Consider the following 10,370-nt stretch of genomic DNA (forward strand, 5'->3'; position numbering starts at 1 on the left):
AGGGCCGATGGCCCCGAATTGACTCCGAGCGTCGATACCGGAGGCACTCGGTTCGAAAGTCGCCGCGACTCGGGCGAGTACGCGTCCCAGCCGGGCAGCGTCCGACCCGACCGCGCGGGGAACGACCATGACCACAGCCCCGATCGCCCTGGTTCTCCTCGGGGTGGCGCTGCTCGTGGTGCCCGGCCCGCGCTCCTCGCTCGCCCGGATGCGCGCCATGTCCGGCGCACCCCACCGGTCCACCGGACAGCCCGCCACCCCGACCCTCGACCCCCTCGCCAACGCCTCCGCCTTCGACCTCCTCGCCGCCTGTCTCCGCGCGGGCCTGCCCGTGGCGATCGCCGCCCGCGCGGTCTCCACCGCGGCCGCCGAACCGCTTCGCACCGCGTTGCGCCACGCCGCCGAACTGCTCGCCCTCGGCGCCGACCCGGCGACCGCGTGGCAGCGGGCCGCCGCCGACATCGGTTCCGGTGACCTGGCCGCTCTCGCCCGTCTGGTCCGCCGCTCCGCCCGCTCCGGCAGCGCACTGGCGGGCGCTGTCGCCGAACTGGCCGAGCACTGCCGCGCCCAGGTCGAGGACGCCGCCGCGGCGCGAGCCGAACGCGCCGGAGTGCTGATCGGCGGCCCGCTCGGACTGTGCTTCCTGCCCGCGTTCCTGTGCCTGGGCATCGTGCCCGTGGTGATCGGCCTCGCCGGCCGCCTGCTGGGCGGAGGGCTGCTGTGACCACATCCGGACTCCGGTGCGGAGCGGCCGCACCGGATCGACAGAAGGGAGAGATCCATGCGAGCGACAGTGCGATCGACACTGTGGAAGCTGCGCTTCCGGCTCATCCGCGCACTGGTCGACGACGAGGGCATGAGCACGGTCGAATACGCCATCGGGACGGTCGCGGCCGCCGCCTTCGGTGCGGTCCTGTACACCGTGGTCACCGGCGACTCGATCGTCAACGCCCTCACCAAGATCATCGACAAGGCCCTGAACACGAAGGTCTGACCGAACCGCACCGCGACAGCGGCGCGGTGACCGTCGAGGCCGCCATCGCCCTCGGCACGATCATCGCCGTCGTCGTGCTGTGCCTGGCGGCCCTCCTGGCGGCGTCGGCGCAGGTCCGCTGCGTCGACGCCGCCCGCGAGGCCGCCCGCCTGAGCGCCCGAGGCGCCGACACCGCCGCCCTGCCCGCCGCCCGCCGGGTCGCCCCACCCGGCGCGACCATCGCGCTCCACGACGACAACGACAATGTCGTCGCATCCGTCACCACCCGCGTGCCCCTGCTCCCACTCCTGGTCCTCCGGGCCGAGGCCGTGGCCGTGCGAGAACCGGGGGTGCGCGAATGAGCGCCCGCGCACGGACCGCACCCGGGCGGGCTCGGGACGAGGGCGGCGCCACCGTCCTCGCCTGCGTGGCCGTCGCCGCCCTGCTCGCGCTCACCCTGCTGACCGGCCAGGTCGGTGCCGTCATAGCCGCGCGGCACCGCGCCCAATCGGTCGCCGACCTGGGGGCGCTGGCCGCGGCGGGCGCGCTGGACTCGGGGACGGGGTGTGAGCGCGCGGAGGAGATCGCGCGGCGCATGCGCGCCAGGGTGCTCGAATGTGACGTCGCAGGTTGGGACGTCACGGTACGAGTGGAGGCGAGCGTGGTGGCGGGACCGCTCGCCGCCCGGCCCGTGCGTGCCGCCGCCCGCGCGGGTCCGGTCGATACGAATGAATCGTGAATACGATCGGTCGGCGGCAGGCGGCATTTGGTGACTGCCGACACATGCTGGACGGTCTTGTTGTTCGGCGGAAGTCCGAAACTCGCTACCGGGAATTGCCGTGCCGCCAATTCCTGAATTGATTGATGAAGCGTCATTCGAATTGCGGCCGCCGCGCGCGGTTAATCAGGGGGCAATGGACCAGTTATTATGAATTTGTTCCTCTTTAATCGTTCCGCCTGGCAGTGACCCATGACCCTCGGCGGTCGCGGCGGGCGCGGCCGAGTTCCGCTTCGACCTGGACCGCGCCCGTTCGCGCCGAATAGCGAATCGATCTCACCGAGATGTCCGCTTCGTCACGGTTCGGATTCGCTCTCGTCATCCCCCGGCTCCTCGGGCAACTCGGCCAGCAGCACCCGCAGCAGGGCGGCCGCCCCGGCCTTGTCCAGCGGGGTATTGCCGTTTCCGCACTTCGGCGACTGCACGCAGGACGGGCAGCCCGCCGGGCACTCGCAGGACTCGATGACCGACAGCGTGGCCGTGAGCCAGGTGCCCAGCCGGGCGAATCCGCGCTCGGCGAAGCCCGCCCCGCCGGGGTGCCCGTCGTAGACGAAGACCGTGGGCAGGCCGGTGTCGGGATGTTCGGCGGTCGACACCCCGCCGATGTCCCAGCGATCGCAGCTCGCCACCAGCGGCAACATGCCGATCGCCGCGTGCTCGGCGGCGTGCAGCGCGCCGGGCACCCGCTTGGGGTCCAGCCCGGCGCGGGCCAGCAGCCGGGGCGTCAATGTGTAGAGGACTGCCCGGGTGGGCAGCGTCTGCTCCGGCAGATCCAGCTCGATCAGATCCAGCACCTCACCCGTGGGCAGCGTGCGCAGATAGCCGACGACCTGCCGCGACACGCGCACCCGCGCGAGGCCGACGGTGACGTCCCCGTGCGCGTGTTCGGTGGTCATCTCGTCCAGCGCGATCGAGGTGACCGTGCGCGCGCTGGTCGTCCACCCGGGCTGCTCGGCGTGCACGAAGGCCACACCGCCGTCGAGGTCCAGCTCGTCCACCACGAACGTCTCGCCCTGATGCAGGTGGACAGCGCCCTCGTGCAGCGTCGCCGGGGCGCGGCCCGCGTCGGCCGTGCCCAGCAGCCGTCCGCTCTCCTCGTCGACGATGGCCACGGGCGTGCCGATGCCGCCGCGCACGTCGACGGCGTCGTGGGGTTGGGTGGCCGCGGTGACATACCAGCGGCCGGGCCCGGAGCCGTGGCGTCGCCTGCGGATCAGGCCCTCCTCGGCCAGTTCGGCGAGCAGTTCACCGGCCTCGAACTCGGCCGCCTCGGCGTCGGTCAGCGGATGTTCCAGGGCCGCGCAGAGCAGATGCGGTCCCAGGACATAGGGGTTGTGCGGATCGGTGATCGTCGCCTCGACCGGCCGGCCCAGCAGGGCGTGCGGGTGGTGGACCAGGTAGTTGTCCAGCGGATCGTCGCGGGCGACCAGCGTGACGAGCGACCCCTGGGTGCGTCGTCCGGCCCGCCCGGCCTGCTGCCAGAACGAGGCGACCGTCCCCGGAAAGCCCGCGATCACCACGGCGTCCAACCCCGCGATGTCCACGCCCAGTTCGAGGGCCGTCGTCGTCGCCGCGCCGACCAGCGAACCGTCGGCCAGGCCCGCCTCCAACTCGCGCCGGTCCTCGGCCAGATACCCCGACCGATACGCGGCGACCCGCTCGGCCAACAGCGGATCCACCTCGGCCAGCAGCCGCCGGGCCTCCATCGCCACGGTCTCCGCGCCCCGTCGCGACCGCACGAACGTCAACGTGCGGGCGCCCTCGGCGATCAGCTCGCTCATGATCCGGGCGGCCTCCGCGGTGGCCGGGCGGCGTACCGGCGCGCCGTTCTCCCCGGTCGCGGCCAGCAGCGCGGGTTCCCACAGGGCGACGGTCCGCGCGCCCCGCGGGGATCCGTCCTCGGTCACCGCCACGCAGGGCGCGCCGATCAGCCGGGACGCCGCCTCGGCCGGGTCCGCGGTGGTGGCCGAACACAGCACGAACACCGGATCGGCCCCGTAGCGCTGGGCCAGCCGTCGCAGCCGGCGCAGCACCAGCGCCACATGCGAGCCGAAAACCCCGCGGTAGGCGTGGCATTCGTCGACCACGACGTAGCGCAGCCGCCGCAGCACCCGGGCCCAGCGCTGATGCGAGCGCAGCAGGCCGAGATGCAGCATGTCCGGATTGGTGAAGATCCACCGCGCGTTCGCGCGCACCCACTGCCGGATCTCGGCGGGGGTGTCGCCGTCGTAGGTCGCGGGATGGACGTCGCGCAAGGGCCCCTCGTGCGTGAGGGCGGCCGTCGCGCGCAGCTGATCCGCGCCCAGCGCCTTGGTCGGCGATATGTACAGCGCCGTCGCGCGCGGATCCGCGCGCAGCGCGGTCAGCACCGGCAGCTGATAGCCCAGCGACTTTCCCGACGCGGTCCCCGTGCACAGCACCACATGCCGCCCGCTCGCGGCCAGATCGGCCGTGCGGGACTGATGCGACCACGGCGCGTCGATACCGCACCCCTGAAACGCGGCGACCACATCCGGCGATACCCAGGAAGGCCAGGAGGTGACCCGGGCCGGGCGGGCCGGAAGGTCGCTGACGTGGGTCAGGCGGAGGTCGCCATCCGGATGCTCGGTGAGGACACGATTGAGCAACGATCGGCCATAGCTCGACTCCGCGCGCGGTCTCGTCCGCAGCGTCTGCTCGCCCGGATTCATCCGACCGGACCCGGGGCGGCCAGGGATTGTGTGAACGGTGTGTGTTGCAAGAGGTCTACCTGCCATTTCACTACCGAGTAGCGACCTGTGTCACAGCGTGTTTCCCTGACGGTCGATGGGTTATCCGGAAGCAAACCTACTCCAAGTACGGATAACAGCATTGTGCGCCTCACCTGCGCATTCGCAAGATCATCTTTTTTGCAAATTGTCGGTAACTCGACTGTTGAATTGCCCGGAGACATGGTTAAGTGGTTCCTGGTCGCAAGCTTCTGTGTTCGAGGGAACGGATCCAAAGTCCAAACCATCAGCAGGATCGGTGTTGCGAACGGTGTGCTTGATGCTTCCTGCAGGGGGAACAGAGTACAGCGGTCGGAACGGACCCGGTGGACGAACCAAAGTTGTCCGCCGTTCCGGTATGGAAAGAGAAGGAACAGAATGGCACAGGGAACTGTGAAGTGGTTCAACGCGGAGAAGGGGTTCGGCTTCATCGCGCCCGAGGACGGCTCCGCTGACGTCTTCGTCCACTACTCCGAGATCCAGGGGTCGGGCTTCCGCACCCTCGAGGAGAACCAGAAGGTCGAGTTCGAGGTCGGCCAGGGCACCAAGGGCCCGCAGGCCACCGGAGTTCGCGCCATCAGCTGAGCGCGTAAGTTCGATCCGCTCGTCCCTCACCGCCCACCTGCGGTGGGGGACGAGCTGTATCCGGGGGCAGTACACTCGACCGGAAACGGGGCATTCCAACACGCCGTAGACCAGCTGCGGTCGTACAACCAGGTATAAACGTCTCTGGTGGGAGACATCTGTCTCCGCCACATGCCCCAGCCGCGCGCTGCGCGCCACGCGCCCGCGCGGGTCGACAGGAAAGGTGTGTTCGCCGGTGGCAACACGAGACCGCGGTGCGGCGCCGAAATCCCAGGCAGCGCCCGACCAGGGCCGCGCCCTGCGTCGTCTCGTGATCGTGGAGTCCCCGACGAAGGCCAAGAAGATCGCCCCCTACCTGGGCCGCGGCTATGTCGTCGAGGCCTCGGTCGGCCACATCCGCGACCTGCCGCGCGGCGCCGCCGACGTGCCCGCCAAATACAAGGGGCAGTCGTGGGCCCGCCTCGGCGTCGACGTCGACAACGACTTCGAGCCGATCTATGTCGTGAGCCCCGATAAGAAGGGCAAAGTCTCCGAGCTGAAGAACCTGCTCAAGGACGCCGACGAGCTCTACCTGGCCACCGACCCCGACCGCGAGGGCGAGGCCATCGCCTGGCACCTGCTGGAGACCCTCAAGCCCAAGATCCCCGTGCGCCGCATGGTGTTCCACGAGATCACCGAGCCCGCCATCCGCGCGGCCGCGGCCGACACCCGGGATCTGGACAACGACCTGGTCGACGCGCAGGAGACCCGCCGCATCCTGGACCGGCTCTACGGCTACGAGGTCAGCCCCGTGCTGTGGAAGAAGGTCATGCCGCGCCTGTCGGCGGGCCGCGTGCAGTCGGTGGCGACCCGCATCGTCGTGCAGCGCGAGCGCGAGCGCATGGCGTTCCGCTCGGCCGAATACTGGGATATCGCAGCCAAATTCGACGCCGGGGGCGGCGCGAGCGACGCGGCCAACCCGCGCACCTTCGGCGCCCGCCTGGTCACGGTGGACGGCAATCGCGTCGCGGGCGGACGGGACTTCGGCTCCGACGGCCAGCTGAAGACCAGCGGTGTCACCGTCCTCGACGAGGGCCACGCCCGGCGGCTCGCGGAAGCCTTGGGCGACAGCGACTTCCGGGTCAGCTCGGTCGAGTCCAAGCCCTACACCCGGCGCCCGTACGCGCCGTTCATGACCTCGACATTGCAGCAGGAGGCCGCCCGCAAACTGCGGTTCGGCTCCGAGCGCACGATGCGGGTCGCGCAGCGGCTGTACGAGAACGGCTACATCACCTATATGCGTACCGACTCCACGACCCTGTCGGAGTCGGCGATCGCGGCCGCCCGCGCCCAGGCGACCCAGCTCTACGGTCCGCAGTTCGTGCACCCGACCCCGCGGCAGTACACCCGCAAGGTCAAGAACGCGCAGGAGGCGCACGAGGCCATCCGCCCCGCGGGCGACACCTTCGCCACGCCGGGTGAACTGGCGTCGCGCCTGGATCAGGACGAGTTCCGGCTCTACGAGCTGATCTGGCAGCGCACGGTCGCCTCGCAGATGGCCGACGCGCGCGGCACCACGCTCACCGTGCGCATCACGGGTGTGGCGGGCACCGGCGAGGAGTGCGTGTTCTCCGCGTCCGGCCGCACGATCACCTTCCCCGGCTTCCTCAAGGCGTACGTCGAGAGCGTCGACGAGGACAGCGGCAGCCAGTCCGACGACGCCGAATCGCGACTGCCCGCGCTCGACGAGGGCCAGGGCGTCACCGCGACCGAACTCACCCCGGACGGGCATACGACCAATCCGCCGCCGCGCTACAACGAGGCGTCGCTGATCAAGGCGCTCGAGGAACTGGGCATCGGCCGCCCGTCCACCTACGCCTCGATCATCAAGACCATCCTCGATCGCGGCTACGTCTACAAACGCGGCAACGCGCTGGTGCCCTCGTGGGTCGCGTTCGCGGTGGTCGGACTGCTCGAGGTGTACTTCGGGCGGCTGGTGGACTTCGACTTCACCGCGGCCATGGAGGACGATCTCGACGCCATCGCCGGCGGTCGCGAACGACGCGGAAACTGGTTGTCCAGCTTCTATTTCGGCGGCGACCACGGCGCCGAGGGTTCGGTCGCGCGCTCGGGCGGGCTGAAGCGGATGGTCGGCGAGCGGCTCGACGACATCGATGCCCGCGAGATCAACTCGATCAAGATGTTCACCGACGACGAGGGCCGCGATGTGGTGGTCCGCGTCGGGCGGTTCGGTCCCTATCTCGAGCGGATGGTCGTCAACCCCGACGATCCCGACGGCGACCCGATCTCGCAGCGCGCCAACCTGCCCGACGATCTGCCGCCCGACGAGCTGACCCCCGAGGTCGCCGAGAAGCTGTTCTCGACGCCGCAGGAGGGCCGCGAACTCGGTGTCGATCCGGAGACCGGGCATCGAATCGTGGCCAAGGAGGGCCGATTCGGGCCCTACGTCACCGAGGTCCTGCCCGAGCCGGAGGCCGACGCCGAGGCCAAGAAGGGCACGAAGAAGGCCGCCGCGCCGAAACCGCGGACCGGTTCGCTGTTCAAGTCGATGGATCTGGCCACGATCACCCTCGACGACGCGCTGAAGTTGCTGTCGCTGCCGCGGGTGGTCGGCGTCGATCCGGCCAGCGGCGAGGAGATCACCGCGCAGAACGGCCGCTACGGGCCGTATCTGAAGAAGGGCACCGATTCCCGCTCGCTGACCGGCGAGGACCAGATCTTCACCGTCACGCTGGACGAGGCGCTCAAGATCTACGCCGAACCCAAGCGCCGCGGTCGTCAGGCCGCCAGCGCCGCGCCGCTGCGCGAACTGGGCGCCGATCCGGCCACCGGGAAGCCGATGGTGATCAAGGACGGTCGCTTCGGCCCGTATGTCACCGACGGCGAGACCAATGCCAGCCTGCGCAAGGGCGACGAGGTCGAGTCGATCACCGACGAGCGGGCGGCCGAACTGCTCGCCGATCGCCGCGCGAAGGCGCCGGTGAAGAAGACGGCCAAGAAGGCGGCGAAGAAGACCACCGCCAAGAAGGCGACGACGGCCAAGAAGACCACCAAGTCGGCGGAGAAGGCCCCCGCGAAGAAGGCGGCGGCCAAGAAGACGACCGCGGCGAAAGCGAGATAGCGGGAATCGGCCGTTGTCCGTTTTCTGTCGGTGCCCTGCCGTAGCGTGACGAGCCATCCGAGCACGTCCAGCGGAAGGACATTCGATGACCGTCCCCTCGATCGCCCAGGAGCGCGACGATCTGATCGCGATGCTCGACGATCAGCGCGAGCTGTTCTGGATCACCTTGCGCGGCATCGACGACCAGCAGGCCCGGCAACGCACGACCGTGAGCGAACTGACGCTCGGCGGCCTGCTGCATCATCTGGTCAGTTGTGAGCGGCACTGGTACACGGTGCTGGTCGAGCGCGACGAGAACGCGAAAGTCGATGTGTCGCAGTTCGATTCGGAGTACCGGCTGGGCCCCGAGGAGACCATCGAGGGCCTGCTGAAGGAGTGGGAGACCGTCGCGGCCGACACCGCCGAACTCATCCGCTCCGTCGACAGCCTCGACACCTCCATCCCCAAGCCGACCGCCCCGTGGGCGCCCGAAAGGACTTGGCAGACAGTGCGTTTCACGCTGTTGCACATTCTGCGGGAGATCGCGCACCACAGCGGCCACGCCGACATCATCCGCGAGGCGCTCGACGGCGCGAACAGCACCTATCAGCGGGGTTCCTGACCTTGGCTAGGGTGTAGCGCGTGGCTGGAGTCTTCGATCGGCTGGTGGGTCAGGATGCGGTCGAGTCCGAGCTGACGGCCGCGGCGGTGGCGGCGCGCAGCGGGGAGCCGTCCTCGGCGATGACGCATTCGTGGTTGTTCACCGGGCCGCCCGGTTCGGGACGGTCCGTCGCGGCACTGTGTTTCGCGGCGGCGTTGCAGTGCACCGATCCGGGCACGCCCGGTTGTGGTCACTGTCACGCCTGCACGACCACGATGGCCGGCACGCACGGCGATGTCCGCCGCGTCGTGCCCGAGGGGCTGAGCATCGGCACCAAGGAGATGCGCGAGATCGTTCAGGTCGCGGCCCGGCGCCCCAGCACCGGCCGCTGGCAGGTCGTCGTCGTGGAGGACGCGGACCGGTTGACCGAGGCGGCGGGGAACGTGCTGCTGAAGGTGGTCGAGGAGCCGCCGGAACGCACGGTCTTCCTGCTCTGCGCGCCCTCGGTCGACCCCGAGGACATCTCCATCACCCTGCGTTCGCGCTGCCGCCATGTCCACCTGGTCACCCCGTCGGTCCCCGCGATCGCCCAGGTGCTGCGCGAACGCGACGGCCTCGACGCCGACACCGCCGCGTGGGCCGCCTCGATCAGCGGCGGCCACGTCGGCCGCGCTCGCCGCCTGGCCACCGACGAGGAGGCCCGCACCCGCCGCAAACGCGCCCTCGCCCTCGTCGCCGCCACCGCCCGTCCCGCCGCGGCCTACGCCGCCGCCGACGAACTGGTGAAGGCCGCCGAGGAGGAGGCCAAACAGGTCAGCGCCGCCCGCGACGAACGCGAACGCGAGGAACTCGCCACCGCCCTCGGCGCGGGCGGCACCGGCAAAGGCACCGCGTCGGCCACCCGAGGCTCCGCGGGCGCCCTCAAAGACCTCGAACGCCGCCAGAAATCCCGCGCCACCCGCACCGGCCGCGACTCCCTCGACCGCGCCCTCATCGACGTAGCCGGCCTCTACCGAGACGCCCTGGCCGTCAAATTCGGCGCCGCCCGCCCCGACCCCACCACCCCCATCCCCCTCACCCACCCCGACCTCCCCGACCAGATCCGCGACCTGGCCGCCGAGGTCCCCCCCGAAAACCTCCTCCGCGCCATCGAGGCCGTCCTCTCCTGCCGAGAGGCCCTAGACCTCAACGTCAAACCCCGCTTCGCCGTAGCCGCCATGGTCGCCACCCTCATCACCGCCCGCACCCCCTGACCCCCGCCGATTTCCCCCCGACCCCCCCGCTCCGATAGACTCACCACGCCGCAAGGCACGCCGCCTTAGCTCAGTCGGTAGAGCGCTTCACTCGTAATGAAAAGGTCGGGGGTTCGATTCCCCCAGGCGGCTCGGTAGAGAAGGGCCCCCGACATGCGGGAGACGTATGCGGGGGTCTTCTGGTATCCGAACGCAGATCGGATATGTGTATCGGCGTCGCCGAAGGGGGGTGTTCGAGGGTTGTGTCCAGCAGGATGGTGTACGACCGGACGCCAGCGAAGTGGTGGCGTGTCGTAGCCGAGTAGAGGGTGGTCACCGCGTGATCCTTCAAAA

9 protein-coding genes and 1 tRNA gene are annotated in these 10,370 nt (G+C 70.0%); 9 read left to right on the top strand and 1 reads right to left on the bottom strand.

Translation table 11 applies throughout. The annotated features are described in order from the left end of the window. Window positions 1–127 precede the first annotated feature (127 nt). The 4 genes from ACFYTQ_RS10805 to ACFYTQ_RS10820 are packed head-to-tail and all read left to right on the top strand — an operon-like array spanning window position 128 to window position 1,712. Window positions 128–724: a type II secretion system F family protein gene (locus tag ACFYTQ_RS10805; RefSeq protein WP_387359135.1), complete on the top strand. Its 597-nt coding sequence runs from the start codon at window positions 128–130 to the stop codon at window positions 722–724. Between the two features lie 57 nt (window positions 725–781). Then, complete coding sequence (locus ACFYTQ_RS10810; RefSeq protein WP_387359137.1) at window positions 782–994, top strand: DUF4244 domain-containing protein; 213 nt, start codon at window positions 782–784, stop codon at window positions 992–994. A gap of 26 nt (window positions 995–1,020) precedes the next feature. Then, window positions 1,021–1,335, top strand: coding sequence for a TadE family type IV pilus minor pilin (locus ACFYTQ_RS10815; protein ID WP_387359139.1), 315 nt, complete (start codon window positions 1,021–1,023; stop codon window positions 1,333–1,335). Beyond that, the gene (locus ACFYTQ_RS10820; protein ID WP_387359140.1) at window positions 1,332–1,712 is read left to right on the top strand and encodes an Rv3654c family TadE-like protein; all 381 of its coding nucleotides are present in this window, start codon (window positions 1,332–1,334) and stop codon (window positions 1,710–1,712) included. Before ACFYTQ_RS10815 ends, ACFYTQ_RS10820 begins: the two co-directional genes overlap by 4 nt. Window positions 1,713–2,047: 335 nt before the next feature. On the opposite strand, the gene ACFYTQ_RS10825 is transcribed toward ACFYTQ_RS10820, so the two are convergent. Next, on the bottom strand, window positions 2,048–4,441 hold the full coding sequence (locus ACFYTQ_RS10825; RefSeq protein WP_387359143.1) for a DEAD/DEAH box helicase: 2,394 nt from the start codon (window positions 4,439–4,441) through the stop codon (window positions 2,048–2,050). A gap of 435 nt (window positions 4,442–4,876) precedes the next feature. On the opposite strand from ACFYTQ_RS10825, the gene ACFYTQ_RS10830 reads away from it, so the two are divergent. The 5 genes from ACFYTQ_RS10830 (at window position 4,877) to ACFYTQ_RS10850 (ending at window position 10,169) form a co-directional block, all read left to right on the top strand. Then, on the top strand, window positions 4,877–5,083 hold the full coding sequence (locus tag ACFYTQ_RS10830; RefSeq protein ID WP_062506310.1) for a cold-shock protein: 207 nt from the start codon (window positions 4,877–4,879) through the stop codon (window positions 5,081–5,083). A 235-nt stretch (window positions 5,084–5,318) separates the two neighbouring features. Beyond that, window positions 5,319–8,204: a type I DNA topoisomerase gene (gene topA, locus ACFYTQ_RS10835; RefSeq protein ID WP_387359145.1), complete on the top strand. Its 2,886-nt coding sequence runs from the start codon at window positions 5,319–5,321 to the stop codon at window positions 8,202–8,204. Between the two features lie 85 nt (window positions 8,205–8,289). Beyond that, window positions 8,290–8,805: a DUF664 domain-containing protein gene (locus ACFYTQ_RS10840; RefSeq protein WP_387359147.1), complete on the top strand. Its 516-nt coding sequence runs from the start codon at window positions 8,290–8,292 to the stop codon at window positions 8,803–8,805. Window positions 8,806–8,825: 20 nt separating this feature from the next. Then, entirely contained in the window at window positions 8,826–10,037 is a 1,212-nt protein-coding gene (locus ACFYTQ_RS10845; protein WP_387359149.1) for a DNA polymerase III subunit delta', read from the top strand. 59 nt (window positions 10,038–10,096) lie between these two features. Continuing rightward, a tRNA-Thr gene (locus tag ACFYTQ_RS10850) sits at window positions 10,097–10,169 on the top strand. Window positions 10,170–10,370: the final 201 nt, after the last annotated feature.

Source organism: Nocardia sp. NPDC004068 (assembly GCF_042874315.1).
In the GTDB taxonomy this organism is placed as follows: domain Bacteria; phylum Actinomycetota; class Actinomycetes; order Mycobacteriales; family Mycobacteriaceae; genus Nocardia.

Excerpts from the sequence above, each read along its gene's own strand:
- ACFYTQ_RS10805 (WP_387359135.1), top strand. The coding sequence starts at position 128 with ATGACCACAGCCCCGATCGCCCTGGTTCTCCTCGGGGTGGCGCTGCTC.
- ACFYTQ_RS10810 (WP_387359137.1), top strand. The coding sequence starts at position 782 with ATGCGAGCGACAGTGCGATCGACACTGTGGAAGCTGCGCTTCCGGCTC.
- ACFYTQ_RS10820 (WP_387359140.1), top strand. The coding sequence starts at position 1,332 with ATGAGCGCCCGCGCACGGACCGCACCCGGGCGGGCTCGGGACGAGGGC.
- ACFYTQ_RS10825 (WP_387359143.1), bottom strand. The coding sequence starts at position 4,441 with ATGAATCCGGGCGAGCAGACGCTGCGGACGAGACCGCGCGCGGAGTCG.
- ACFYTQ_RS10830 (WP_062506310.1), top strand. The coding sequence starts at position 4,877 with ATGGCACAGGGAACTGTGAAGTGGTTCAACGCGGAGAAGGGGTTCGGC.
- ACFYTQ_RS10840 (WP_387359147.1), top strand. The coding sequence starts at position 8,290 with ATGACCGTCCCCTCGATCGCCCAGGAGCGCGACGATCTGATCGCGATG.